The sequence below is a fragment of the Bacillus sp. 95MFCvi2.1 genome, from assembly GCF_000374965.1.
Lineage (GTDB): Bacteria > Bacillota > Bacilli > Bacillales > Bacillaceae_G > Bacillus_A > Bacillus_A pseudomycoides.
Genome location: NZ_KB895699.1, coordinates 120,060 through 145,465, shown reverse-complemented (window position 1 = coordinate 145,465; position 25,406 = coordinate 120,060). Strand labels below are relative to the sequence as shown.

General features: G+C 35.1%; 27 protein-coding genes and 1 riboswitch. Of the genes, 6 read left to right on the top strand and 21 right to left on the bottom strand.

What is annotated here, in order from left to right:
• Nucleotides 1–99 precede the first annotated feature (99 nt).
• Both C568_RS0115585 and luxS read right to left on the bottom strand, forming a co-directional pair.
• On the bottom strand, nucleotides 100–1,281 hold the full coding sequence (locus C568_RS0115585; RefSeq protein WP_018782058.1) for a galactokinase: 1,182 nt from the start codon (nucleotides 1,279–1,281) through the stop codon (nucleotides 100–102).
• A gap of 782 nt (nucleotides 1,282–2,063) precedes the next feature.
• Nucleotides 2,064–2,537, bottom strand: coding sequence for an S-ribosylhomocysteine lyase LuxS (luxS, locus tag C568_RS0115580; protein WP_003201393.1), 474 nt, complete (start codon nucleotides 2,535–2,537; stop codon nucleotides 2,064–2,066).
• Nucleotides 2,538–2,666: 129 nt separating this feature from the next.
• Between luxS and yidD the strand changes: the two genes are divergently transcribed.
• The gene (yidD, locus tag C568_RS0115575; RefSeq protein WP_018764610.1) at nucleotides 2,667–2,897 is read left to right on the top strand and encodes a membrane protein insertion efficiency factor YidD; all 231 of its coding nucleotides are present in this window, start codon (nucleotides 2,667–2,669) and stop codon (nucleotides 2,895–2,897) included.
• Here yidD and C568_RS0115570 read toward each other — a convergent pair.
• Nucleotides 2,894–3,457: a beta-class carbonic anhydrase gene (locus tag C568_RS0115570; RefSeq protein WP_003201390.1), complete on the bottom strand. Its 564-nt coding sequence runs from the start codon at nucleotides 3,455–3,457 to the stop codon at nucleotides 2,894–2,896. The genes yidD and C568_RS0115570 overlap by 4 nt on opposite strands.
• A 224-nt stretch (nucleotides 3,458–3,681) precedes the next feature.
• On the opposite strand from C568_RS0115570, the gene cydA reads away from it, so the two are divergent.
• Nucleotides 3,682–5,028 (top strand): cytochrome ubiquinol oxidase subunit I, encoded by a 1,347-nt coding sequence (cydA, locus tag C568_RS0115565; protein WP_018782057.1) that lies wholly within the window; start codon nucleotides 3,682–3,684, stop codon nucleotides 5,026–5,028.
• Complete coding sequence (cydB, locus tag C568_RS0115560; RefSeq protein ID WP_018764612.1) at nucleotides 5,018–6,046, top strand: cytochrome d ubiquinol oxidase subunit II; 1,029 nt, start codon at nucleotides 5,018–5,020, stop codon at nucleotides 6,044–6,046. Before cydA ends, cydB begins: the two co-directional genes overlap by 11 nt.
• 46 nt (nucleotides 6,047–6,092) lie before the next feature.
• On the opposite strand, the gene C568_RS0115555 is transcribed toward cydB, so the two are convergent.
• Entirely contained in the window at nucleotides 6,093–6,326 is a 234-nt protein-coding gene (locus C568_RS0115555; RefSeq protein ID WP_003201384.1) for a spore germination protein, read from the bottom strand.
• A 179-nt stretch (nucleotides 6,327–6,505) separates the two neighbouring features.
• On the opposite strand from C568_RS0115555, the gene C568_RS0115550 reads away from it, so the two are divergent.
• Complete coding sequence (locus C568_RS0115550) at nucleotides 6,506–7,534, top strand: YdcF family protein (RefSeq protein ID WP_018782056.1); 1,029 nt, start codon at nucleotides 6,506–6,508, stop codon at nucleotides 7,532–7,534.
• Between the two features lie 204 nt (nucleotides 7,535–7,738).
• On the opposite strand, the gene C568_RS0115545 is transcribed toward C568_RS0115550, so the two are convergent.
• Nucleotides 7,739–8,602, bottom strand: a complete 864-nt coding sequence (locus C568_RS0115545; RefSeq protein WP_018782055.1) for a LysR family transcriptional regulator — start codon at nucleotides 8,600–8,602, stop codon at nucleotides 7,739–7,741.
• A gap of 99 nt (nucleotides 8,603–8,701) precedes the next feature.
• Here C568_RS0115545 and C568_RS0115540 point away from each other — a divergent pair, with 99 nt between their 5' ends.
• Nucleotides 8,702–9,856, top strand: coding sequence for an MFS transporter (locus tag C568_RS0115540; RefSeq protein ID WP_018782054.1), 1,155 nt, complete (start codon nucleotides 8,702–8,704; stop codon nucleotides 9,854–9,856).
• Between the two features lie 210 nt (nucleotides 9,857–10,066).
• Here the strand turns inward: C568_RS0115540 and C568_RS0115535 are convergent, their stop codons facing one another.
• The 7 genes from C568_RS0115535 to C568_RS0115505 all read right to left on the bottom strand — a co-directional run bounded on the left by C568_RS0115535 (nucleotide 10,067) and on the right by C568_RS0115505 (nucleotide 16,315).
• Nucleotides 10,067–10,876: a DUF4247 domain-containing protein gene (locus tag C568_RS0115535; protein ID WP_018782053.1), complete on the bottom strand. Its 810-nt coding sequence runs from the start codon at nucleotides 10,874–10,876 to the stop codon at nucleotides 10,067–10,069.
• A 13-nt stretch (nucleotides 10,877–10,889) separates the two neighbouring features.
• Nucleotides 10,890–11,396, bottom strand: coding sequence for a DUF4178 domain-containing protein (locus tag C568_RS0115530; protein ID WP_003201369.1), 507 nt, complete (start codon nucleotides 11,394–11,396; stop codon nucleotides 10,890–10,892).
• Between the two features lie 22 nt (nucleotides 11,397–11,418).
• Nucleotides 11,419–11,823 carry a DUF350 domain-containing protein gene (locus C568_RS0115525; protein WP_003201367.1) on the bottom strand — a complete coding sequence of 135 codons (405 nt, stop codon included), beginning with the start codon at nucleotides 11,821–11,823 and terminating at the stop codon, nucleotides 11,419–11,421.
• A gap of 240 nt (nucleotides 11,824–12,063) precedes the next feature.
• Nucleotides 12,064–12,729 (bottom strand): PspA/IM30 family protein, encoded by a 666-nt coding sequence (locus C568_RS0115520; protein ID WP_003201365.1) that lies wholly within the window; start codon nucleotides 12,727–12,729, stop codon nucleotides 12,064–12,066.
• 1,189 nt (nucleotides 12,730–13,918) lie between these two features.
• On the bottom strand, nucleotides 13,919–14,086 hold the full coding sequence (locus tag C568_RS0115515; protein WP_003201403.1) for a FeoB-associated Cys-rich membrane protein: 168 nt from the start codon (nucleotides 14,084–14,086) through the stop codon (nucleotides 13,919–13,921).
• A 16-nt stretch (nucleotides 14,087–14,102) separates the two neighbouring features.
• The gene (gene feoB / locus C568_RS0115510; RefSeq protein WP_018782052.1) at nucleotides 14,103–16,091 is read right to left on the bottom strand and encodes a ferrous iron transport protein B; all 1,989 of its coding nucleotides are present in this window, start codon (nucleotides 16,089–16,091) and stop codon (nucleotides 14,103–14,105) included.
• Nucleotides 16,088–16,315 (bottom strand): FeoA family protein, encoded by a 228-nt coding sequence (locus C568_RS0115505; RefSeq protein WP_003208854.1) that lies wholly within the window; start codon nucleotides 16,313–16,315, stop codon nucleotides 16,088–16,090. Before C568_RS0115505 ends, feoB begins: the two co-directional genes overlap by 4 nt.
• 360 nt (nucleotides 16,316–16,675) lie before the next feature.
• Nucleotides 16,676–16,777, top strand: a riboswitch (TPP riboswitch).
• 94 nt (nucleotides 16,778–16,871) lie between these two features.
• Here C568_RS0115505 and thiT point away from each other — a divergent pair.
• A complete protein-coding gene (gene thiT, locus C568_RS0115500; protein ID WP_018782051.1) occupies nucleotides 16,872–17,540 on the top strand; it encodes an energy-coupled thiamine transporter ThiT in 669 nt (222 codons plus the stop codon).
• Between the two features lie 158 nt (nucleotides 17,541–17,698).
• On the opposite strand, the gene C568_RS0115495 is transcribed toward thiT, so the two are convergent.
• From C568_RS0115495 to C568_RS0115455, 9 genes are all read right to left on the bottom strand, one after another.
• The gene (locus C568_RS0115495) at nucleotides 17,699–19,498 is read right to left on the bottom strand and encodes a sensor histidine kinase (protein ID WP_018782050.1); all 1,800 of its coding nucleotides are present in this window, start codon (nucleotides 19,496–19,498) and stop codon (nucleotides 17,699–17,701) included.
• A complete protein-coding gene (locus C568_RS0115490) occupies nucleotides 19,495–20,184 on the bottom strand; it encodes a response regulator transcription factor (protein ID WP_003201411.1) in 690 nt (229 codons plus the stop codon). The genes C568_RS0115495 and C568_RS0115490 overlap by 4 nt, the downstream gene beginning before the upstream one ends.
• 54 nt (nucleotides 20,185–20,238) lie before the next feature.
• Nucleotides 20,239–20,859, bottom strand: a complete 621-nt coding sequence (locus C568_RS0115485; RefSeq protein ID WP_018782049.1) for a class D sortase — start codon at nucleotides 20,857–20,859, stop codon at nucleotides 20,239–20,241.
• Nucleotides 20,860–20,952: 93 nt separating this feature from the next.
• Complete coding sequence (locus tag C568_RS0115480; protein ID WP_018782048.1) at nucleotides 20,953–21,444, bottom strand: LPXTG cell wall anchor domain-containing protein; 492 nt, start codon at nucleotides 21,442–21,444, stop codon at nucleotides 20,953–20,955.
• 224 nt (nucleotides 21,445–21,668) lie between these two features.
• Nucleotides 21,669–22,274 carry an N-acetylmuramoyl-L-alanine amidase family protein gene (locus tag C568_RS0115475; protein ID WP_006096334.1) on the bottom strand — a complete coding sequence of 202 codons (606 nt, stop codon included), beginning with the start codon at nucleotides 22,272–22,274 and terminating at the stop codon, nucleotides 21,669–21,671.
• Between the two features lie 289 nt (nucleotides 22,275–22,563).
• Nucleotides 22,564–22,896, bottom strand: a complete 333-nt coding sequence (locus C568_RS0115470) for a hypothetical protein (protein WP_018764625.1) — start codon at nucleotides 22,894–22,896, stop codon at nucleotides 22,564–22,566.
• Nucleotides 22,897–23,083: 187 nt separating this feature from the next.
• On the bottom strand, nucleotides 23,084–23,299 hold the full coding sequence (locus C568_RS0115465) for a hypothetical protein (RefSeq protein WP_029427337.1): 216 nt from the start codon (nucleotides 23,297–23,299) through the stop codon (nucleotides 23,084–23,086).
• Between the two features lie 194 nt (nucleotides 23,300–23,493).
• On the bottom strand, nucleotides 23,494–24,399 hold the full coding sequence (locus C568_RS0115460) for an ABC transporter permease subunit (protein ID WP_018782047.1): 906 nt from the start codon (nucleotides 24,397–24,399) through the stop codon (nucleotides 23,494–23,496).
• The gene (locus C568_RS0115455; protein WP_006096331.1) at nucleotides 24,392–25,297 is read right to left on the bottom strand and encodes an ABC transporter permease subunit; all 906 of its coding nucleotides are present in this window, start codon (nucleotides 25,295–25,297) and stop codon (nucleotides 24,392–24,394) included. Before C568_RS0115455 ends, C568_RS0115460 begins: the two co-directional genes overlap by 8 nt.
• Nucleotides 25,298–25,406: the final 109 nt, after the last annotated feature.

The window sequence follows — 25,406 nt, the reverse complement described above, 5'->3', positions numbered from 1 at the left end:
TAAAGAGAAATAAAATAGTTATACATTAACTGTAACTACTACATTGAAGTTTGCTCTATTAATTGCTATACAAGCACAGGAACTAATGTAATATGCCATTTATTGCATGGCCTCTTTCTGTAATTCTCTTGCCCCATCCCCAATCTCGGCAACATAAAATGTCGCTTCGTAACCGATGGTGTCTCTATATTTTTGTCCAACGTTACAAATAAATTGATCCGTATATTCTTTCTCAACGATCACAATCCCACAACCACCAAACCCTGCACCTGTCATGCGTGCTCCTATAACCCCTTCTTGTTTCCAAGCTGATTCAACCAATGTATCTAGTTCTCGTCCTGTCACTTCATAATCATCACGTAAAGAACAATGAGATTCATTCATCAATCTTCCAAATTCTTTTATATTATTTTCTTTTAACTCTTTTACAGATTGCAATGTTCGACAGTTTTCATACACAACATGTTTAGCCCGTTTTCTTAAGCTATCTTCCTTAATTACATGCTTATATTGTTCAAACATTTTTTCAGTTAGTTCTCCTAAGGAGCTTATATCAATTACCTCTTGCAATTTTGCAAGTGCCTGTTCACATTCCATTCTTCTCTCATTATACTTAGAAGCAGTAAGCTCTCGACGCTTGTTCGTATTCATAATAATGATATTGTAGTTATCCAACTGCAATGGCGCATACGTAAAATTCAGTGTTTGACAATTCAACAACATCCCATATCTTGCTTTTCCCATCCCAATAGCAAATTGATCCATAATGCCACTATTTACACCGATAAAATAATTCTCCACCTTTTTACCAATTTTAACTAATTCTATACGATCTAATTCAAATTGGAATAATCCTTCCATCGTTACTCCTGTTACAAGCTCAATAGAGGCAGATGATGACAATCCCGCACCGTTTGGAATATTTCCATAAAACATAATGTTAATTCCTGAATCAATGCTATATCCAGCTTCTATGAGATAACGAATCATACCTTTTGGATAATTCGCCCAATCATGTTCTTGCTTATAATCTAATTCGTGTAAAGAAAATGAAATAACACCCTTTGCGGGGAAGTTCAGAGAATAGGCACATATTAACGTATCATCTCGTTTACTTGCTAACGCATAAGTGCCGAAAGTAATGGCACATGGAAACACATTTCCTCCGTTATAATCAGTATGTTCTCCAATCAAATTAATCCGACCAGGTGCAAAGAAAGTACGATACTCCTCTTGGTGAAATATTTTCTTAAAACTCTCCATTAACTGGTTATGTATCATCTAAGATCCTCCTCATGCTATTTATCACGCATTAACGGGCAGTAAGACCCCCACCTCAAATTTCAGCAAGAGCAAAGAAGTTACGTCGGGAATCAACTGCCCGTAAAAGCCCGATTGGTGAGGGCTAATAATCAGTGGGGGATGAAGAACCTCCCCAATGATTAAAGTTTCACTTTATACTGAATTTCCTTTATCCCATACACAACTCGGCTTCTAAATCTGGTTTACTGCCCATTAAACTATGAAATCTATAATGCCCACTATCCCCCATCTTCGCACGAGTTGTTTTCCTTCCTAACTTCGAGTTCATTCCACTAAAAAATAAAGTCATATTTTCTTTTTACTAAAAAAATTCAAAAAAGTCAAAATATTTTTAGTGAAAAACATTGTCATATCGCTATATATTTTAGTAAAAAATACTACACCTTTTCACTTCATATTTTAAACTGGACTGAAAAATATACATAGGAGACCACGAAAGAAAATCTAACTAAAAACCACGCTCTCTGTTTTTCAGAAAAACGATCATTTAACTGCTAATCCATTATCTAATTTTATTAATGATGCTGGAGTGATTAAAGAGGCTTATTTTTATTCGATTAAAGTGAAAACAAAGTATATTTTCTTAATTTGACTTGACAGTAAAAGTTAAATATGATGATTCAAGCCCTCATAATTGGTTTAATCACGCAGAAAACCCTCTAAATTTTTATTTATTAACTCCTCTAAGATGTTCTTTAAACTATAAAAAGCTGCCTTTTCACAGGCAGCTTTTTCATCTATTAACCAAATACTTTCTCAAGATCATCTTTATCTTGGCTTAACCAGAAATTCATTAAGCGTTTTGCTCCTTCTAAATCATGAAGCTTCGCTTGACCACACTGCGTTTCGTTTGCAGCTGGAATTTCTGTAATTTGAACCGCATCTTTTAATGTAAGTTCTAATAAATCAATGACTTCACGAACAGTTGGTGTCCCGCTTACAACAAGATAATATCCTGTTTGGCAACCCATTGGTGAAATATCGATAATGTCAAAATGCGGATAACGATCAATATATTTACGTAAATTAAACGCTAATAAATGTTCTAACGTATGAATAACATCTGGCTTCATCGCTTGTTTATTCGGTTGGCAAAAACGAATATCGAATTTATTAACAATACCGTCACTACCTACTTTATGAACACCACAATGTCTTACATAAGGTGCCTTTACAATCGTATGATCTAATTCAAAGCTTTCTACTGATGGCATAAAACATCTCTCCCGCTTTAATTTTAATTCCGTTATATCCAATATGATATAACGGAAATTCGAATTAGTAAAGTATTATGTATAGCCCGTGCTATAATACTAGAAGAATATGCTGGAAAGGAGACCGTTATGAAACAGATTTTTATCGGAATCATACGCTTTTATCAAAAATTTATTTCTCCGATGACACCACCTACATGTCGCTTTTATCCAACATGCTCCCATTATGGATTAGAGGCGTTTCAAAAACACGGTGCTTTCAAAGGTTTTTGGCTCACACTAAAACGTATTTTAAAATGTCACCCTTTTCATCCAGGAGGATTTGACCCCGTCCCGGACAAAAAAGAAAAAAGAAATTAAGCTTCGTAGCCATTCACAACAAGATCTAATTTTCCTGTATCAGGATGAATAACAAGACCGTGGACAGGCACTTCTGCTGGAAGTAATGGATGGTTACGAAGTACAGAAACGCTATGTTCTACACTTTCTTCTACGCTAGAGAATCCTTGTAAGAATCTCTCTAAATCGATTCCAGAATAACGAAGTGTATCTAATTTCTCTTCTGTCACGCCGCGCTCTCTCATTTTTTCAATTGTGCTGCTCGCCTGTATTTTTGCCATACCACAATCATGGTGACCAACAACACATACTTCATCTGCGCCAAGCTCATATACAGCAACTAAAATACTACGCATAATACTTCCAAATGGATGGGAAATAACAGCACCCGCTACTTTAATAATTTTCACATCACCATTACGCATATTCATTGCTTTTGGTAATAATTCAACGAGACGTGTATCCATACAAGAAATGATTACCATTTTTTTATTCGGGAATTTTCCTGCCTCATACTCTTCATATTTTTTCTCTTCAACGAATTTTTCATTATACTGCAAAATCTCTTCTAATGACTTCATAGTAAATAGCCCCTCTTTTCTTTCATTTAAACTACATACTAAGTGTACCAAAATCAAAAAAATACCAAAAGGATATTACTTTATTGCAAATATATAATTTTTCAGACAACCGACATAATTTCTTCATAATATACACACAGCTCTGTAACAACTCTCCCATACTTTACTCACGTTTCCACTATAAACTAAATGTAGATAATGTTAAAAAGGAGTGAATCTTTATTATGTCCGACGTTCTGTTACTGAGTCGTTTTCAATTTGCAATTACTATTTTTTATCACTTTTTGTTTGTACCTTTGACAATCGGACTTGTTATTTTAGTAGCGTGTATGGAAACACAATATGCACGTACATTAAATCCCACTTATCGAAAAATGGCGAATTTCTGGGGTAAGCTATTTACGATTAACTTCGTAATGGGGATTATAACCGGTATTACAATGGAGTTCCAATTTGGGACAAACTGGTCTGAGTACTCAAAATATATGGGGGATATTTTCGGATCACCACTCGCAATCGAAGCACTTGTTGCTTTCTTCTTAGAATCTACTTTCATGGGAATTTGGTTATTCGGTAAAGATAAAATCTCACCAAAGTTCCGTGCTTTTTGTATGTGGATGGTTGCACTTGGAACAAATATTTCCGCGCTTTGGATTATTACAGCAAACGGCTTTATGCAAAACCCTGTTGGCTACGTGGTGCGTAATGGCCGCGCTGAGTTAAATGATTTCTGGGCACTTGTTACAAATCCATATGCATGGCATATGTTCTTCCATACAGTTGTTGGCTGTTATATTGTTGGTTCTTTCTTCGTTATGGCAATCAGTGCCTATCATTTATTATGTAAAAACGATGTGGAGTTCTTTAAAAAATCATTTAAATTTGGTTTAGTTTTAGGATTATTTGCGGCAACTGCAACACCTTTCATCGGTCACCAATCCGGCGCTTTCGCTGCAAAAATGCAACCTGCAAAAGGTGCTGCAATGGAAGCAGTTTGGGAAACTGGTAAAGGTCAAGGCTTCTCAATCATCCAAATTCCCGATGTGAAGAATGAGAAGAACTTTGAATTATTAACAATTCCAAAACTCGGCAGCTTCTTCTATACAAACTCATTTGATGGAGAAATTGTCGGTTTGAAAGATATCCCGAAAGAAGATCGTCCGAACGTAAACCTTGTTTACTATAGCTTCCGTTTAATGGTTGCACTTGGCGTATTCTTCATGGCATTAACTTGGTTTGGTTTCTATTTAAACCGAAAAGGAAAACTAGAAAACTCAAAACGTTTCTTAAAAATTACAATGTGGTCTGTATTACTTCCATATGTTGCGATTAATGCTGGATGGATTGTTGCTGAAGCAGGTCGTCAGCCATGGACAGTATATAAATTGATGCGCACAGCTGAATCTGTCTCACCAATTTCCGTTCCACAAATTTGGTTCTCGTTAATTAGTTTAGTATTGTTCTACACATTGCTTTTAATTGCCGATGTATATCTAATGCTGAAGTTCGCAAAAAAAGGACCTGCAGCATTAGAAGAGCCTACTCAGGGAGGTGCAGCTCATGTCTCATGATATGCTTGCAGTCATTTGGTTCGGTTTATGGGGCGTAATTTGGACAGTTTACTTTATTCTTGATGGTTATGCACTTGGTAACGGAATGATTTTTCCGTTCGTTACCAAGGACCGGAAGGAACGAAATCAAATGCAAGAAGCAATTGGCCCGTTCTGGGGTGGTAACGAAGTATGGTTAATTACAGCAGGCGGTGCAACCTTCGCCGCCTTTCCGATCACATATGCGAATATGTTTAGCTACTTATATACACCACTATTTTTAGTATTACTTGCTCTTTTTGCTCGTGCAGCAGGGCTTGAATTTATGCATAAAGATGACTCACCAATTTGGCAAAGCATTTGTAAATGGGCGTTTGCAATTGGTAGCTTTCTTATCGCCTTCTTATTCGGTGTTACATTTGCTAACCTTTACTACGGTCTGCAAATCGGAAAAGACGGCTACGAAGGAACATTACTCAGCTTATTAAACCATTACGGTATTTTAGGCGGGCTCTTCTTCACCGCAATTTTTGTCGTATCCGGTGCACTTTGGGTTATGATTAAAACAACTGGTGAAGTATCAGATCGTGCTTATAAAATTGCAAAGCCATTTTCAATGGCAGCTGCGATTATTCTTGCAATTTTCTATGTAGCTACTGCAAACCGTACAAACTTATTCCAAAACTTTACGGAATATCCTGTACTGTTCATTCTTCCGCTACTAGCAATGTTAATGAGTGTCTTAGCAATCATTATGGTTTACAAACATAAAATTGGTTTTGCATTTACATTTGTATGCTTAACAATTGCTATGTTTATGACAACCGGCTTTGCAGGTATGTTCCCAAGAATGTTACCATCACGTATTAACGATGCATATAGTACAACACTATACCAAGCAGCAGGCAGTGAACTAAACTTAAAAATCATGTTCTTCGTCGCAATGGTAATGGTACCAATCGTTATCGGATATCAATTATGGAGCTACACGATTTTCAAAGAAAAAATTCATAAAGACTCTGCAAAAGGATATCACTAGAATGAAAAAAGACGCTCGCTTAGGAGCGTCTTTTTTCATTTAAGGCTTATAGCGTAAATTGTATCCCTTGATCATTCACATCGTTATCATACACATCTGTAGCACTAATTCCATTAAAAGCTCTCACACTAAATCCTACATTAGACGATCCAGAACCGTTATATGCTTTCGTTTGTTCGATTGGATGTACATTATATTTATCACCTAAATTAATTGAACCATTACAGTTTTCAATAACTACACCATCAATAACAGCAGGCATCGTATCACTCACCTTCATTATGTTATTTTCAGTTTATGAAAAGAGCCTAAAAAATAGCATGTTTACAGTAAAAAAGAAAAAGATATTCTACAACAATGTTTATAATGAATTATTTTTCAACTACGTTATTTACGAAATGTAATATATAATAAATGAGAAAATTATTCATATAAAAAAATGAGGTGTTTACAAAATTGATGTTTTTTGGAAGTATTACGCTTATTTTACTCGTTATTTTTCTATTCTTTTATTTAAGAGATCCTCGAAGTTTATTAATCGGATTTCTATTTAATTTATTCTTTTGTTCATCCCTTATCCTTTTCCTCTATTTAGGTTTCAGCTCGAATTATGCGATATTTAGATTTATTGCAATTATACCATTTATAATCATTTTCTTAATGCTAACCTTTGGCGTATTTGCTTTAATGATTGGACTATTTCTCAATGCGAGAATTTTAATGAGAAAAGAAGGACGTCGTTTATCTAACTGCTTAACTTTAATTGCTGGAATGGGTATGTTGCTTATTATGCTGTCCTTAATAGTTGATCCAACTCGATTTTTCTCTCCTCACTTCCAGCCCATTTTTACAGGAATATTTTTCATTATGGTCTATTTCTTTTTCCATATATCGACTTTCTTAACCGCTTATTTCCTGTATCAATTTAATAGACCAAGACGTAATCAAGATTTCATTATTGTTCTTGGCAGTGGGTTAATCAATGATAAAGTGCCACCACTTTTAGCAAGCCGAATTAATAAGGCGATTGATTTTTACCATAAGCAAGCAGCGGTCGCTTCTCCGCCTACAATCATTTTTTCTGGTGGACAAGGCCCAGATGAAAATCTTCCTGAAGCTGAGGCTATGCAAAAATACGCTATTGAAAAAGGCATTCCTATCGAACATACAGTGCAAGAAAATCGTTCCGTCAATACGCATCAAAACATGCTTTTCTCAAAACAAATTATGGATTCTTTAAAAGATAGGTATAAGAGCATCTTTACAACGAACAATTTTCATCTTTTCCGTGCTGGACTATATGCAAAGCAAGCTGGATTAAACAGCCAAGGAATCGGCTCAAAAACTGCTTTCTATTACTGGCCAAATGCGATGATTCGGGAGTACATTGCGATCGTCGTTATGAGTCGTAAGCGTCATACTAAGGTCGTAGGAGTTATTTTAGGATTCTCTGTTTTCTTATCAGCCCTTAGCTTTTTATTTAGTTAATTTATGTTGGAAAAGCCATCCTTATGAAAGGATGGCTTTTTTGAAACTGATATTTTTATTACACTGTGCCGAATGGTCGATATATTGTAAAAATCGCCGATATATGAATCGTTTCCATCGATATATCTTAAAAATCGCCGATATGTGGACATGTTATACTTTCATTTCGTTTCCTCTTCTAGCCTTTTTAATTTCCATACAATCTTAGGAATAAATCGACAATTGATTGCATGTTAAAAAAGCATCTATTATAGGTGACCTTTCTTTACATGCTAAATGAATGTGCCGATATTGTTTCTGCTTTAATTTTTTTATTTCAATATTCTTATGTGATTTAAAAAATAACTCTGGCCCCATCGTAATCCCAATATTTTGTGAAACCATATTAACAATCGTTTCACAATTCAACACTTCTAATATGATATTTGGGCATACTTGGTAGTCGGATAAATTTTTTATCACTAATGGCTGATACGGTCCCTTCGGCATAATAAAGTCCATTCCATCAATTTGTTGAACATCCACTACTTTTTGATTCATCAACGAATGATTTTTCGGTAGCCCTAATACAATTTCATCTTTGCTAACTGGGATTGATTTTATTTGATTCTTTGTATTTGATTCTAATACAAATCCAATATCCACTGTACCATTCTCAATCCATTCTGCTACTTCTCCATATGTACCTTCAAATAATAAAACCTTAACACCTGAGTAACTCTTTTTAAGCTGCAATAACATAGACGGTAGTATTTGTGCCGCCGCACTCGTAAATGCCCCGATTTTGAGCGTACCTTCCAATCTCTTATTTTGTATAGACACTTCTTGTTTAATCGCCGCTTCGCTCTTTAGCACATTTTGAATATGCGGAAAAATACGATTTGCAAACTCAGTTCTTCTTATTTCAGCCTGCTTATTCCTGTGTAATAAAGGATGACCAAACTCTTTTTCTAAACTAGCAAGAGCATGACTCACAGCTGATTGTGTCATGTTTAATTGCTCTGCCGCTCTAGTAAAATTCCCTAACTCTACTACCTTTTGAAAAATTTCATATCTAGCTATCGTCATGAGTTTTGTTCATACCTCCTATGTAAAATATGAATTTCACTAATTTCATTATACTCGTTACGATAAAAATAGAACACTTCATCAAAAGGAGGACTCACATTGAATAAGATTTTTTTATTAACATTTGGGATGTTCGCACTAGGAGTAGATGCTTATATAATGGCAGGAATCTTGCCTCAAATCGCCGATGATTTTCACGTTTCAATCGGGACTGCTGGGCAAACCGTAAGTATCTTCACAATCTGTTATGCCATTGCGGCACCTTTATTTGCTACATGTATGAGAAAGACGAATACAAAACATACATTATTAGCAGCATTATTCCTTTTCACAGTCTCTAACTTCCTGACTGCTGTGACTCATCATTTTATTATTCTATTAATTTCTAGAGGCCTAGCTGGCATAGGTGCTGGTCTTTATTCACCATTGGCGTCATCTGCTGCTGTTACATTAGTTTCTGAAAAAAGAAGGGGGAGAGCTTTAAGCACTGTTTTACTCGGAATGAGTGCTGGAACCGTAATTGGCGTTCCATTTGGTATATATATCGCTTCAATTTATGAATGGCGCATGGCGATGTGGTTTATCGTCACAATTGGGGCAATCGGGATATTTGCTCTCTTTACTAAATTCCCTATGATAGAATCTAGTCCTTTGCCAACATTAAAAGAACGGCTAAGTATGTTCAAAAACAAAAAGATTTCACTCGTTATGGTTATCACAATGGTATTAAGTTTTTGCAGTTTAGGTTTGTATACATACTTAGATACCATCATTACTGCATATGGATTCCAAAAATCTATCCTATTTATTTGGATGTGGGGAATTGGTGGAATTGCGGGAAGTTTTATTATCGGATTTATTATGGATTTCTATAAGAAACCAAAAATCATATTACTGTACTTAATGGGAATCATGTTTTTCTCATTTATATGTATGGGAGTTTTCCACGAAACTGCGTTATTGTTAGCCATCTGTTTAATTCTTTGGGGAAGTACAGGGTGGGCGGCACTGGCCACCCTGCAAAAAACACTCTTAGAAATTAGTCCAGATCACGCTACCATTTCAATTGCCTTACTTAGCTCTATTAATTATTTTTCCGGTTCCATCGGGACAATGACAAACGGAATATTTTTAGAAAAAGGAATAGAACCTATCACTTTGCCTTATATAATAGCCAGTATATTACTTTTAGCCATAGGAGGACAAATCCTTTTTATCGATAAAAAAATTGTAAAAGTACGTAAATCTCACTAAATCATTATTTAAAACAATAAGCCTCTATCTTCTTCTTTTAACACGCTATCCGAAAGATTTCTCCTTCCTCAAGCGTGTGTAGGGCGATAGCCCGACGCTAGGTGGGAGTATTACTGCCTGCGAATAGCGGGATAAATAATTATATTTGTATCATAGTGCTCGAAAAAAAGCCCAAGAAGCATTTCCTTCACTTCTTGAGCTTTTCTATGTTTATCTTCTCTTCGTAATCTTCCCAGATCCGCCAACTCGTGTTTTAGGGGGAGACGTATTCTTCGGCGGGCTTTTAATCGAAGATTTCGGCTTCACATCTGAACCACTAGAACCGCCCGGTGATTTAATAATCTTTCCTTTATTCTCAGTAGACGGTGGTACAGTTTTCGTCTCTTTTTCTGTAATACTTCCTTTATCGCCTACGGATGTCTTTGGATCTACTTTATCACTTCTCTTAATAATAGAACCCTTACCTTGCTTTGTAATAGGCGGTGGTGTCTTCTTCTCTTCTTTTGTAGGCGGTCTTTCTAGAATAACCGGTTTATGATTTTTCCGATCTGTATATCCACGGTAATCGCCATGATACGATTTACGCGAATCAAATATATCGTCTAATATACTTGCTAAAATATAACCTTGTAAGAAAGATGGCTGATAATTTTGACGGACAAACTCTTTGTTACTTATCTCAATTAATGTATCCGATGGTTTCTCTTTGTCTTTCTGAATGTTGTATATTTTATCAGAATACACAAGGAACATCTGATTTTCATCTTCTTTAGACGCTTGTTTTGGTTCCTTTTCATCAATCAGCTCCTTTGCCACCTCTGGAACTGATCGATTGGCGGCCCTATACACATATGATTCTTGCTTGCCGTCTTTTGCAACTGATTCTAATGGGTAACGATCTTGAATCGATTTTTCATTTTGACACCCCGATAAAGCAAAACCAGCAATTACAAGTAACGTAACAATGGCAAATATAGGGATTATGAATGATTTAATCATGGTAAACAATCGGTTTGACATGATTACCTCCCCCTTACGTTGCCCTTATAATTTGTACATCAGCAGAAAGAATCGATTCTCCCTCATACATCATTGTACGGCCATCTTGCCACTCAATGCGAAGTAGCTTCCGGTTGTCAGATTGGAACTCCCATACGTGTTGTTCATCAGATATTGCAAATGGCGTTTTCCCCATCACAACGGCACGTCCGTTATATTGCTCTTCCATATGATACTCGATATCATCCATTTCAATCGTTGTTGGAATCTCATTTATAGAATCTAAACGACCATCAATTGGTGCATATAGTTTATAATAGGTGCTTTCACGATTTTCAATTTTTAAATAGCGAATGGTCTTTCCGTCCTGCAATGTTAAAATAATTTCATTCCGAGAATGCATACTTGTTTTTCCAATCATTTCGTACATCACTAATGAAACTTCGATCATATCACCAGGCGTTAACGTTAATAGGCTTTTTTCTGGCTTAACGGGCTCCGGACTTTTCATTATATTTTTAATTCGTTTGAATAAACTCATAATCTATCCCCTCCTTTTCTCGTTATAGACAAGCTGCTAAAATGAGGGCCCCGACAACATGTAACGAACCAGCTAATAAAGCGTGTGCAACATTCCCTTGTTTCGTTCCCCCTTCTAAATCTAAACCAGCCACTTTTTTCAAAATGAGTTCGATAAACATTTCTACAACTAACAAAATAACGAATGAAACTGCCGATGCAAGCAGCGCTTGCCATAAATCATTTGCTTTCGTAATCGACTGTGACAAAATATATCCTTGCGCAAATAACTTCATAATAAAGCGCGTTGTCACAGCAATATTCCCTTTTTTAATTTCTGCCAAATCATTATATTTTGTAAAGATAGAATCAACCCACATAAGTACAAATAAAAGAACAGCGCTTGCTCCTGTCCATACAAGCATGGCTAACACATTCATCCATGTCATGGTGAAACCTCCTCTAGAGAATAATAGAAAACCGACATGATTGATTTTCATGACATGTCGGTTCCTTTATCTTCTATATATCCATTTTGATTTTCCAACACATAAACCGCGGCTATGAAAACAAAAACAGGTCTCCTCTTTTTGTTTTCACGCGGCATGGGGCGAAAAAGGGCACTGACCGCTCCTATGCACGGGCGGATCCTCTCTCCAACCTAAAAAGAAAAGTTTTTCATTTTTATATTATTTCTCATACTGTTTCATAATACGTGCTAGTTCATCATCCACAGCTGAGTTTTTATTTAAAGCCGCAAATTCATCATCTAACGACTTTTCTTTTTTATAAATTTCACCGCTTGCTTCTGCTTCAGCCTCTAATTGAAGAGCTTTTTCTTCCATACGGCTTAAACCAGCTTTTGCTGTATTTGCATCAAATCCAGACATTGCTTGATTAATATTCTTTTGTGCTTTCGCTGCGTTCACACGCGCCACAAGTGTTTCACGTTTATTTCTCAGTTCAGTTAATTGTTTGCGCATTTCTTCCAATTTCGCACGAAGATTATCAGCAGCTGCTTTATTTTGCTCATAGCTCGCTTTGTATTCATTCATCTTTTGCTCTGCATTTTGTTTTTCTTCTAAAGCACGGCGCGCAAGATCAATATTATTTGCTTGAACAGCCATATGTGCTTGTTCTTCACGTTTCTTTACAAGTGCTTCTTGTTCTTCAAACAATAATTTAAACTTTTTCTCAAGCGCAATTTGAGCTGCTACACTCTTCTCAGCTTCTTGTACATCCTCTTGCATATCGCGTAAATATTGATCCGTCATCTTAACTGGATCTTCTGCCTTTTCAATTAATGCATACACATTTGACATCGTTAAATCTCTTAATCGTTTAAAAACAGACATTTAAACTCCTCCTATAAACTGCTTCATATTTCAAATTCAATACCTGGAAAACTAAAAATTCTTCCTCTACAGTAAGAATATTCATTTTTAAAGCCTATGTGTACATTATATCAAAACTAAAATGTCCTTACATGTTATTTCTTGAATATGCAAACTATAATATGACATTCCCTTCTCAACATTGACCTCATATCAAATCCTTTGATATCCTCAAAATCAATTATTCAAACCACTATAAATAAAGAAGTCAAAACAAAAAGGCACATCTGATTGATATACAATCAATTCGAAGCAATTCCCAGCACCCTAAGGACTATCCAAAATAATAATGACTCATACTAAAAATAGATATAGATGCTTAGATGAAATGAGTGATATGTATATACCGATGGAACAAGAGGTTAGAGAGTATTTAGTTACAGGTTCCTATCTTGTAGTTATTGTTTCTTTAATACTTCTAATATATTGGTTCATTAAGTACAAAGAAAAAATATCATCTGGTTTATTGCACACTTCTTAATCCTTTCTTTAAGCTTATTCCTCCTGATAACCCTCCTAATTGGACCTAACTTTTCTAACTACAATATGGCATCAGAAGAAAATTCACTTCAATTAGCCTTATCAGGAATCACTTGGGTAGTAAGTATTCTTTTCCTGTTAAAAGGAATTTCGGAGTTTATTAAATAAAACGTTCGTAATACAAATAACATCTAATCAAAAAAGGTTATGTTTTTAGTTGCCATTTCTCACACTTTTAACTCTTTTCACTAAATTACATCATTGTAATGTTACTGTAAGCTAACTCGATAGGTAGAAGGGCGTTATTCTTATAAAATGAAATCAGAAGTCGAGGTTAAAACCAAAAACACTTTTGCTTCTCTAAATTTTAAAAACAATACATTTGTATTTACTATTATATAAAAAGGAGACAGGAAAAATGAAAAAATTAGTAGGGATCGGGTTAGACGCATCACAACTTGTGAAAATTAAATAGCAAGTCATAAAGTGAAACTTTAATCAGTGGGGGTTTTCTCCATCCCCCACTGATTATTAGCCCTCACCAATCGGGCTTTTACGGACAGTTCATCTCCCATCTAACTTCTTTGCTTTCGCTGAATTTTGAGGTGGGAGTGTTACTGTCCGTTAATGCGGGATAAAAAAAGCTTTGCGAAATCCGCAAAGCTTTTTTCTACTTATTAACGACTTGCTCCATATCAGGACTACAACTATTTGACTGACATGATTTATTTAAGGAACATGCTGCGCATTTCCCTTTTTTACTTCTCTTCACAAAATTGAATAATGTATATCCTGCATAACCAAAAATGATAGCTCCAATTACAATATTGACCATCATTATGATACATCTCCTTCTAGAATCCGAGTAAGGATCCGACTTGGTATATAACGAACGTTAATACATAAGCCACTATAAGTGGATAAACAACAGAGAAAATTGTCCACTTGACAGATCCTGTTTCACGACGAATAACAGCTACTGTCGCCAAACATGGAACATATAATAAAATGAAGAACATAAACGCATATGCTGATAATGCAGTATAGTGCGCTCCCATTACATTTCCTAATACATCTTCTTTCACCGCATAAATAATGGCCATTGTAGAAACAACAACTTCTTTTGCTAAAAATCCTGTTAATAATGATGCCGCTGCTTGCCACGTTCCAAAACCGAGCGGTACTAAAATTGGTGCCACGAACCCACCAATCATTGCTAAGAAACTATCTCCCATATCTACGCCAAATCCAGATGGACCAGCATAGTTGAGTAACCAGATAACAACAGATCCACCAAAGATAAATGTACCAGCTTTACGTACGAAACCTTTTCCTTTTTCCCACGTACTAAGCCACAATGTTTTTGCTTGTGGTACACGATAAGGCGGAAGCTCAATAACGAAAATAGATTTTTCTTCTTTTAAAACAGTAAGAGACATTACTTTTGTAACGAGTAAAGCAAGTACAATACCTGCAATGTATAAAGAGAACACAACAGTCGCTTGACTATTCGGGAAAAAGACTCCCGCAAATAATGCATATACAGGTAAACGCGCTGAACAAGACATAAATGGTGTTACTAAAACGGTAAGTAATCTTTCTTTTTCCTGCTCAATCGTTCTCGCTGCCATAATCCCAGGAACGTTACAACCAAAACCGATAATCATAGGAATAAATGCTTTTCCGTTTAAACCAAAGAATTCCATAATACGGTCCATTACAACTGCAATGCGGGCCATATACCCTGAGTCTTCTAATAACGAAATAAAGAAGAACAATGCAAAAATTTGTGGAACGAATACTAATACCGCACCAACGCCGGCAATAATCCCCTCTGTAACGAGCGCTTGAATAAACTCAGAGGCACCAATGTTTGTTAAACCTGCCGTTACCCAATCCGTAAACTGCCCACCAAGAAATTCATCAAGCATATCTGATAAAGGCGTACCGATCCACGTAAACGTAACCTGAAAAATAAAAAACATAACTGCTAAAAAGATTGGAAGTCCTAAAATTTTATGTGTAATTAACTTATCAATTTTTTCTGAAAAGGGAATCTTTCCTTCCTTTTCATGCTGAATGACATTTGTTTTTAACTTTTCAATATACGCTGCACGTGTCCGGTAAATATGCTGTTCTAGCGTACTATCAAGTTTCGCTTCTAATTTAGAACGAATTGCTACAAGCTTTTCATAAACAGGCAATCTTTTAACTTCTTGTTCTACTACTTCGTTATTACTTAAAAATTGAAGTGTAAGCCATCTAGGATGCTCATAATTTGCTTGAGTTAAAAGATCCATGATTTCTTCAATACCTGCATCTACTTCTTTACCATAAGAAAGAATGAAAGACTTTTTCTCTTTCTTCTCGTTCTCATGAAGAGTAGCCAGTAATTCTTCACAACCTTTACCACTTCTCGCAACAACAGGAACGACCGTTACTCCTAATACTTCTGACAATCTGTTCGCATTAATAACAATTCCGCGTTGCTTCGCAACATCAATCATATTTAAACCGATAGAAACTGGTTTACCAAACTCTAGTAGTTGCAATGTTAAATGCATATTGCGCTCAAATTGAGAAGAGTCAACAATATTTAGCATATGATGAAATTCTTCTGTTAGTAGAAACTTTGTAACGACACCTTCATCACGAGAAACAGGATTTAAATCATATATACCTGGTAAATCAATTAATGTCCCTTGCTTCCCCTTTAACTTACCAACCTTCTTTTCTACTGTTACTCCGCTCCAGTTTCCTACATATTCATACGAACCCGTCAGCGCATTAAATAATGATGTTTTCCCTGTATTCGGGTTCCCTAGCAATGCAACCTTATTCACGCTAATTCCACCTTTATCATTTTCGCGTCACAATGACGAATACTAATTAATTGTCCACGGCACTCTAATGTACACGGCCCTTTAAACATCGCTTTTTGTTTCATACGAAGTTCACTTCCTTCTGAAAGACCAAAAGCAGCTAATCTCCGCTTTAATAATTTATCTAACGTTTGTAAATTTTTAACTAATACTTTTTCACCTATTTTAATATCAACTAAGCTCATAATCTTCCCCCTCGAAAGAGAATGATAATTATTTTCAAGAAAATTATATCACATTCTATGAATCAAGTACTATATATTTTTTCTTCCTATTTATTAACATTTCGGGAGAATTATATATATCCATGTTGATTTGCTGGCATATAAGTCGCTGCTATGAAAATAAAAGGAGATCTCCACTCGTTTTCTCCTTTTGCTTTCACTTGGCGTGGAGCAGGAAGAGAGTCTGACCGCTTCTATCCATGGCCGAATCCTCTCTTCCAGCTAGAAAGAAGGTTTTTATGCCGTTTCAATTTGTATTTATATATTCATTTGCCATTCTCATCCATTTCAATTACAATAAACCTAACAAATAAAGAATCTCGTTATCACAGGGGGAGCTTTGCTGCTGAGAGGGAACACTTCGTTCCGACCCTTAGAACCTGTTAGTTAATGCTAACGTAGGAATTGTGCAAACGTTGAACTTGAAATACCTCATTCTTTTTCTACTTACGTATTTCATATCTCCCTATGATAAGTATTCTTTTTTGTGCAACTTGGATTTAGGGGGATTAACAACATGCGTAACACCAATTTACAAGCGATGATTGAATCTGCAATCCTTGCAGCCTTCGCCTTGATTATCGACATTTTGCCACTATCACTTAAACTTCCAACAGGCGGTTCTGTTTCATTTGCAATGATTCCTATTTTTATTATCGCTTACCGCTGGGGCTTTAAAACTGCTTTCTTAGGAGGACTCATTTGGGGTCTACTACAAATTGTAGTCGGCGATGCTTACATTTTAACGCCAGTTCAAGCGTTTATTGAGTACTTCGTTGCATTTGCTTTTATCGGTTTTGCTGGTTTATTCTATCGTCCAATTCAAAAGGCACTTGCGAACAACCAACATACATCTAACGTACAATCCGACATTGGTAGCCGCAAAGATAAACCTTCATCAAAAAGCGGGCAAGGGAAAAAGGCGCTTTTTTATATTATCCTTGCTACATTTGTTGGTAGCTTTGCCCGTTATTTCTGTCACTTTATTGCTGGTGTTATCTTCTTTGGGAAGTACGCACCACCAGGACAGTCAGCTGTTCTTTATTCATTGATCGTGAATGGTAGTACAATGCTCGGTTCATTTGCATTATGCACAGTATTACTACTACTCCTGTTTTCAACTTCACCACGCTTATTTAAAAGTATTGGTGCGCATAATATGAATTTTAAAAATAAGAGTGCCTAAATGGCAGTCTTATTTTTTATCATTTTAACCGAGAAGACCCCCTCCTCTAAACGAAGTGAAGGTGGGGGTCTTACTGTCCGTTAATACGTGATAAAAACCAAAAGGCCTTTCTCTACTGAGAAAGACCTTTTTCATTCTGTGTATTTAGACAAACCCTACTACACTTTTTTATTTAAATAGAAGTAAAACAACACACCATCTGCTGTATTATTTACACCATACTCTACGCCATGAAGTTCCAAAATATTTTTGGAAATAGCAAGTCCGAGTCCCGTTCCACCGTTTGAACGTTGACGAGCTGTATCTATACGGTAAAAACGGTCCCATATTTTATCTAATTGTTCTTCTTCAATATGAGTGCCTTTATTTTCTATACAAATCTTTATTTGATTTAGCTCATCTATTGTAGAAATAATAATATCCTCTTTTTCAGGTGTATAACGGATTGCATTCGTAATGAAATTGACAATTACTTGCTCAATGCGATGTTGATTTGCAACAACTTGAGCTGGAGATATGTGTTTGTGAATATGAAGTTGTTTCTTCTCTATTTCTAATGATAGTTGTCCACATATATGCTCAATGACCTCATCAATATGAAAAGTATCCATCTGCATTTTATACGTGCCAGATTCAAATTTAGCTAACTCCAGCATGTCCAAAATTAACATATCCATCTTATCCACTTCTTTTTCCATTGCCTGAAAATAATATTCTTTCTTATGTTCGGCTACCCCATCTTTTAGAATCGAAATACAGCTTTTCATAATACTTAGCGGTGTTTTCAATTCATGTGAGACACCTGAAATAAATTCTTTTCTCGTATTTTCTAGCTTTCTTTCTTTTTCAATATCTTGTTCTAATTGTTCAATATGTGTGTGCAATGTATTTGATAATATATTAATGTTGTTAGATAAATCGCCAATCTCATCTTTTGAAGTAATTGGGATTCTTTCCGAAAAATCTAAATGTGCAATTTTTTTCGTTGTATCATTAATTCGTAATAGCGGTTTTGCAATTTGTTTTGAGTAATAAAAAGATGCCAACAAGGTAAGTACTAGCACAAATGCAATAATATATACATAATAATCCTTTACCATTTGTACTGCTTCATCTACGGGCTGCAAGGACGCCATCGCGAATATATATGTTAAAGAGCCATCCTTTTCCTTTATCGGTTTGATTAATAATTTATATTTTATATCATTTTTTTCATAGTCATTTATTCTTAAGGCATCATTGTTATCTTTATTTTCATTTAACAGTAAGTCCGCTTGAAATTCTTTTATACTCTCCAAGAACAAAGTGTTTTTATAAAGTGGATTCACTATCCCTTTACTATCAGGTAGTTGCACTTTTGTAACGGTTCCCCCAAAACCAGTACTAGGAACTTGAGCAGCACTTTTCTTTTCCTCTTTCACCTTAGGAGCTATTTCATTTATTTTCTTATCTAATGGCTTGTTGGACCAATTTATACCCTTACTTAAATTTAATACAGCAGGAACAAATGTAGAATCTCTAACCATTCCATAAACTGAAATTTGCAACCCTGAAAAATACGGCATTTTTTCATTTTCAACCTCTTCTATCCCCATAAGATAATAGAGAGGGATTATAAGGTTTGTTTTTCCAAGTTCCTTCTGCGACAGCCGATCCAGCTTTACTTCTAAATAAAAATCAGTCGCATGTTTTAAATTTCCATCACTATCTAATGCTGTAATCCATGTATTATTTTCTCTATAAAAATCTTGTTCCAGTTTCTGAATTGCTTCTGTGTTACCATCACTATTCAAATACTCTCTCTCAAAGGAGCTTATATTTGTTTGAATATCATTTACTTTTCTGTTGGCATAATATTGTTTAAAAAATATCGTTTGTCCAATAAAAATCGTCGCTAAAATCAACATGCATAGTGCTGTTGTGAGAATAAATAATTTGAGTACAATCCCTTTGCTCATACATTCCCCTCAAATTTATACCCCATCCGAACAACAGTCGTAATGTACTTTGCTTTATCTCCTAATTTATTTCGTAAATTACGGATATGACTATTCACTGTCCGGTCATCACCAGCAAATTCATATCCCCAAATTCTTGAAATCAATTGCTCTCTTGTCAAAACAATCCCTTGATTCTGCATAAAATAGGTCAATATCTCAAACTCTGTATGTGTTAAATTAATGTCCACTCCCTCTATCGTAACGATACGTGATGGGAAATGAACACAAATTCCATGAATAGATAGCGTATCATCTTCATTACTTGGAGATTTACTTGTAAGTATTCGACTTTCAAGTAATCGCTTTGCCCTCGCTAGTAAAATAGGCGGACTATATGGCTTCGTTACATAATCATCCGCTCCTAACTCAAATCCAAGTAACGTATCATCTTCATCCACACGTGCCGTGAGCATAATAATCGGCACTTGAGACGTTTTACGGATTCTTCGGCAAACAGACCAACCATCCAATTCCGGTAACATGATATCAAGAATAACTAAATGAACCTCTTCTTCTTCAAACAAGGATAAAGCTTCTTTCCCATCTCTTGCCTCAAGTACTTTATATTGTTCATTTAGAAAATAATCTTTCAATATTTCGCGTAAAATATCTTCATCCTCAACAATTAAAATTGTTTTTGTCATGCCCTATTTCCCCCTTCTCTCATTCTAAATAGCTAAAGACAGAGTACTATACTCTCATTTTGAATCAGTAGCAATCAATTTCGCTTCAATAATATATCGATCTGGTGCATCACCTATATAATCAAATGGATAGCACGTCGTCAGCGTTAATGTTGGTTCTTCTTTCTTTACTATGACTGTGCGATCATCCGCATGTGTAATCCACATTTTTTGAATTTCATAAGTATAAATCTTATTATCGTATTCCACAATGAGGTTATCTTTTTCTTTAAGCTCTCCTAGCTCTGTAAATACAGTATCGCGATGTCCACTCAGTACAGTGTGTCCTCCTTCAGATGGAGCTGTTGTCATATCACTAACAAACATACCTACCCCTTTTTTCAATGTGGTATCACTTGCCCCCCAATATATAGAGAACTTCTTCTTTATTTTTGGGATATTTAACATCGCTACTTTCTCTCCCTCTTTATATTGCGTTTGAGAAGAGGGTACTTGAGAATTCACAGATGTTTCAGTGGAATGCCCTTTTAATTCTATTTTTTCAAAATGCTTTATCTCTTCTGCCGTTAAATCTTGTGCGGAACTTTTTCCTTTATACCATTCAAAAAAATAATACGCCCCCATAAGAATACCGACTATCATGAAAGCAAGTCCAATACGATTTATAAGTCTCACTTTAATCCCTCCATGCAAAAAATGGTAGGGATATCCTACCATTTTTAATATATGAAATTATCCCATTCTTTATAGACTAATTTATATTTTGTTTTACGCTTTAATTTTACGGCGCGTAAATCCAAACAATGATCCTAATGCTACAAGGCACGCGCTTAACGTCATCATTGTTATGCTATTTGATGCTGTATTTGGTAGTTTTTCACCTTTTGTAGCTTGCACTGCTGCTTCTTTTTTCATTTGATCTTGTTTTTGTTGCTCTTGAATTCCTTCTTTTTTCATCTTATCTTGTTTTTGCTGTTCCTGCATTGCTGCTTCTTTTTTCATTTGATCTTGTTTTTGTTGCTCTTGCACTACCGCTTCTTTTTTCATTTGATCTTGTTTTTGTTGCTCTTGCACTGCCGCTTCTTTTTTCATCTTATCTTGTTTTTGTTGTTCCTGCATTGCTGCTTCTTTTTTCGTTGTATCTTGCTGTACTTGTGCTACTTCTTCCTTTGTCATTGTCCCAGTAGACGCACTTGCTACCGAAGAATATCCTACTGATAAAAGTGCCATCGCACAGATTGGTAAAAGTTTCTTTTTCATTTTATATCTCTCCTTAGTATACTTTTTTCACATCGCATCGGATGTATTTATAGAATATATCTGTTATGTAAATATGAGATGCAGATGAAATGGATTTTTCTTAAAGATTCAATTACCTTCAAGAAAGCAAAATTCCCTATGCACACCTCTCTATTTACGGAATAAAAAAAGGCTGTCGAAAGTAGCTAATTCAACTACTTTCGACAGCCTCTTTTTTTAAATATCTAGAGCATAACACCGTTATCTTTAAATGAATACCAAGTACCATTAATTAAGTGTTTGCCTGTTGCCATTGCACCGTCAGATTTTAAATAATACCAGTTCCCAGATTCTTGTAACCAACCTGTTTTCATCGTACCATTCGGATTCATATAATACCAACCTGTATCATTTCTTACCCATCCAGTTGCCATTAATCCACGATGAATATAATACCACTTATTTCCTTCCTTCACCCAACCTGTTTTGAATGATCCATCTTGGTTTGCATATAACCAGCGATCTTCACCATCTGCTATCCAACCAGTCTGCATAACACCATCATTACCTAAATAATAATCTCTTCCATTTACCCTAACATAATCTTTTTGCACCATGATTCTATCTATAAAGTAATACCAATTTCCGTTATAACTTAACCATCCTTCATGAGCTTTTCCATCTTTATCAAAGTAATACCATGAATCTCCATCTTTTACCCATCCCATTTTTTGTATAGCTTGTTCTTCTTTCGGGACAGCCTGATTTACATTTCCACTTGTTTCTGCATGAGAAACGGCAGGTACTAAAAACATTACAGACATTAAAACTAGCAAAATAATTTTTTTCATTTTTCCCAGTCTCCCAAATAATAAATTATTTTTTAGTTTCTATACCCTACAAGTAAATTATATTACGAATTATAGGGATAAACAACTCTTTTGTAATACAAATGTAATATTTTTATCATTTTTGTTACTTTTATATTTTAATAGTAACATTTCACCGTTACATCCTTACAATTAATATAGATGTTTCTCTTTTACTAAATTCCTTTTTTATCCCGTATAAATGGAAATTTATACGGGATAAAAAAGCATTGTAGATTCCCTCTACAATGCTTTTTCTGTGTCTCAGTGTCTAATTGTTACTTTCGCGTGAGTTTAGAATAAAAGGGGCTGGAGTGATAACTAATTGTCTCGGCTCAGTTTTCTTTAAGTGATTTTTGACGTTACACTTACGACGTTGGAAGGCCCATGCCTCTATCGGGTTTGTGAGAATGATCCTTTGCTCTTCATTAGGGGTCTCTTCTTCAAACTTACAACTTTCGCTCCATTTACACCACTTCATTGTAAACTGTGAAGAAGAATGATCGTTTTCCCGATCAAACAAGTGCAAAAGGCACATCTCTTCATCTAGTACCATCTTATTACTAGTTGATAACAAAGCAAGGGTCGTCCAACGTTTCTCCATTCCCTCCTACTCCTTTTCACATATAGTGCCTAAAGCTTATTTTACCTAAAATGTGCTTGCCTTTTACCTTACATCTATAAGTTTATCCAAAAGACGACTACTCAACTATCGATTTTTCTTACAAATCACCTTACATTTTTGTAAGAAATGAAAAAAACCTTCATCTAAACGAATGGAGGGTTTTTAATCATTTTTCATCTATATATTTTTTCATATCATCTAATCCAGCTTCATACAGTTGCAACATCATTCCATGAGAAATTGCTCCAAGAACTAAAGTCATCCCAATGAGTGGAATGCGAATAGCAGGAACATCAATTAAGTAAGCCAACATACCAAGAACAATTGTTAAAAGTAATGCTTTTATAAATGTAACACTTGTGTACTGTTTCTTTTTCATGATTATCACCCTCCATAGAAGCGCTTTCTCAATATGATCAGTATATCATCAGATTATTTTGTGGGGATTTTTGTAAAAAGAATGCTATTATACAAATAAAGGAATTCCTCTAAGATAAATCAAATTCTTTTTTATTTCCTCACCTCTACTCTCTAACCACGTTGGACGAAAAATAATACTCTATATAAATCTTCTGCTTACTCTATTCTATTATGTTTATATCCGTTCACTACTTTCGTCATACAATATAAAAGAATCATATAAAACATAACTGGGATTATAATAATTCTTGGCTCTAGCATTAATTCTCCATAGTAATAACTAATTAAATTTGCCCAGTCATTTAGGTATGGAACATATATACTAAATTGATCATGAGCTTGCCCGGAAACAATTTTCGTTCCCCCTAAAAATAATTTAAACAGAGCAAGATGTAACATAATTAATAATACTTGCACCATTTGCTCTCCAATTTGAAATATAATTTGTGGTTGTAATACTTTCATAATATGAGTTCGAAACACATGCCATCTGCTTCCTCCTAATAAGAAAGAACTCTTTACATATTCCTTGTTCCAAAGTTGCTGAACTTCTTTATGAAAAAATCGTGTCATTCCTGGCACTGCTACAAAAACGAATACAAGAAATTGTATACATAGTACTTCTATATTTGTGACAATAGGTTTCGTTCGTAGCTCATAAATGATAAATGGTGTAAGAAATAAGATACAAAATAACGTTTGCGGAAAAAATTGCAAACTAACAGTAACACGTTGTAAGAAAAAAATTCCCCACTTATCATTATGAATGAACAGGCTCATCAATAAAGAAATGATTACTCTAGCAACTGCCACAAAAAATGAAATTAAAATTGTGTACTTAGCCCCATCTATTACTTTATAAAATAAATCTTCTCCTTCACGATCCGTTCCAAACCAATGTGCACGGGAAATTGAAAAAGGAGCCGCTTCAACAATTTCTCCTTTTTCATTGTATCGATATTCCACTACCTTAGACTCCTCTTGAAAATATGGGAGTGCAATACTTATTATTAATAATAAAATAATCGGGAATAAGAAGTACTTATAACGCTGGCTATGCATACAACTTCCTCCTTAACCAATTCAATCCTACTATTACTCCATACATAGGCACTATAAATAACAGCAGCAAATAAACGATAACCACCAGATCTTGACCGCTAATCAAAATCGAAAATAAACCTCTTATGTTAAACATATACTCAAAAACGAATAAGCTCGTTATCAAGGCTAGTAATATTGATTCAATATGATTCACAACTGAAACAACCATATTGCGAAAAATATGCCTGCACAAAATATACATGTTACCAAACCCTTTCGCTCTCGCAAACATAACATAACCTTGCTTCTGCTCCTCATTTATAAGTAGCATTTGAAATTGGAATAAAGAGATGGTAGGTATAATAGCTAAAATGAGAAGTGGTAATACAATAGATGTATTTTGCATCGTAGAAAATGGATGTAGTGGTAAAAATCCGGTATACCTATATATACTTACCATGAAAAGTTGAAGAAAAAAAATTAGGAAGACATCTGGAATTGTTTTAAGAAAAAATACAGCTTCTTCTATCACTCTCTGTACACGCCTCGGTGAAACCGCCGCAATGATACTACATAAAAAAGACGAACATATAGAAACTATAAGCGCTCCAAGTATAAGCACGAGTGAATATGTATATGGCTTAAATATAAGTGGAAATAAGGGAAATTCCCTTTCTTGTATCTTAAATATTTGTACATTGTTTGAAACAGTCGCTACTTGTGTAGCCATTTTCAGCTTTAACTCTTCTGGATGTATAAGTGCAGAGATAACATGTATACATTGTGTAAAAAAATGCTCTACATGTATTCCAACTTTCTTCCCATTTATAAATAACATCGGAAGACTTACAATCACTACAAATAGCATAATCATAATAAATAGTTGAAGAATTATTGAGATTATTTTTTTAAACATTCCATTCTCCTCTCAATTTCTCTAGCATGAACGGATCATGAAAACTTCAAATCGAACTTTCATTTTATTTTATTCTGGCTTTCCTAATATAAACCTTTAGCCAATATGT

Coding starts and splice junctions, on each gene's coding strand:
- C568_RS0115585 (WP_018782058.1), bottom strand. CDS start 1,281: ATGATACATAACCAGTTAATGGAGAGTTTTAAGAAAATATTTCACCAA.
- luxS (WP_003201393.1), bottom strand. CDS start 2,537: ATGCCATCAGTAGAAAGCTTTGAATTAGATCATACGATTGTAAAGGCA.
- yidD (WP_018764610.1), top strand. CDS start 2,667: ATGAAACAGATTTTTATCGGAATCATACGCTTTTATCAAAAATTTATT.
- C568_RS0115570 (WP_003201390.1), bottom strand. CDS start 3,457: ATGAAGTCATTAGAAGAGATTTTGCAGTATAATGAAAAATTCGTTGAA.
- cydA (WP_018782057.1), top strand. CDS start 3,682: ATGTCCGACGTTCTGTTACTGAGTCGTTTTCAATTTGCAATTACTATT.
- cydB (WP_018764612.1), top strand. CDS start 5,018: ATGTCTCATGATATGCTTGCAGTCATTTGGTTCGGTTTATGGGGCGTA.
- C568_RS0115555 (WP_003201384.1), bottom strand. CDS start 6,326: ATGAAGGTGAGTGATACGATGCCTGCTGTTATTGATGGTGTAGTTATT.
- C568_RS0115550 (WP_018782056.1), top strand. CDS start 6,506: ATGTTTTTTGGAAGTATTACGCTTATTTTACTCGTTATTTTTCTATTC.
- C568_RS0115545 (WP_018782055.1), bottom strand. CDS start 8,602: ATGACGATAGCTAGATATGAAATTTTTCAAAAGGTAGTAGAGTTAGGG.
- C568_RS0115535 (WP_018782053.1), bottom strand. CDS start 10,876: ATGTCAAACCGATTGTTTACCATGATTAAATCATTCATAATCCCTATA.
- C568_RS0115530 (WP_003201369.1), bottom strand. CDS start 11,396: ATGAGTTTATTCAAACGAATTAAAAATATAATGAAAAGTCCGGAGCCC.
- C568_RS0115525 (WP_003201367.1), bottom strand. CDS start 11,823: ATGACATGGATGAATGTGTTAGCCATGCTTGTATGGACAGGAGCAAGC.
- C568_RS0115520 (WP_003201365.1), bottom strand. CDS start 12,729: ATGTCTGTTTTTAAACGATTAAGAGATTTAACGATGTCAAATGTGTAT.
- C568_RS0115515 (WP_003201403.1), bottom strand. CDS start 14,086: ATGATGGTCAATATTGTAATTGGAGCTATCATTTTTGGTTATGCAGGA.
- C568_RS0115505 (WP_003208854.1), bottom strand. CDS start 16,315: ATGAGCTTAGTTGATATTAAAATAGGTGAAAAAGTATTAGTTAAAAAT.
- thiT (WP_018782051.1), top strand. CDS start 16,872: ATGCGTAACACCAATTTACAAGCGATGATTGAATCTGCAATCCTTGCA.
- C568_RS0115495 (WP_018782050.1), bottom strand. CDS start 19,498: ATGAGCAAAGGGATTGTACTCAAATTATTTATTCTCACAACAGCACTA.
- C568_RS0115490 (WP_003201411.1), bottom strand. CDS start 20,184: ATGACAAAAACAATTTTAATTGTTGAGGATGAAGATATTTTACGCGAA.
- C568_RS0115480 (WP_018782048.1), bottom strand. CDS start 21,444: ATGAAAAAGAAACTTTTACCAATCTGTGCGATGGCACTTTTATCAGTA.
- C568_RS0115475 (WP_006096334.1), bottom strand. CDS start 22,274: ATGAAAAAAATTATTTTGCTAGTTTTAATGTCTGTAATGTTTTTAGTA.
- C568_RS0115470 (WP_018764625.1), bottom strand. CDS start 22,896: ATGGAGAAACGTTGGACGACCCTTGCTTTGTTATCAACTAGTAATAAG.
- C568_RS0115460 (WP_018782047.1), bottom strand. CDS start 24,399: ATGCATAGCCAGCGTTATAAGTACTTCTTATTCCCGATTATTTTATTA.
- C568_RS0115455 (WP_006096331.1), bottom strand. CDS start 25,297: ATGTTTAAAAAAATAATCTCAATAATTCTTCAACTATTTATTATGATT.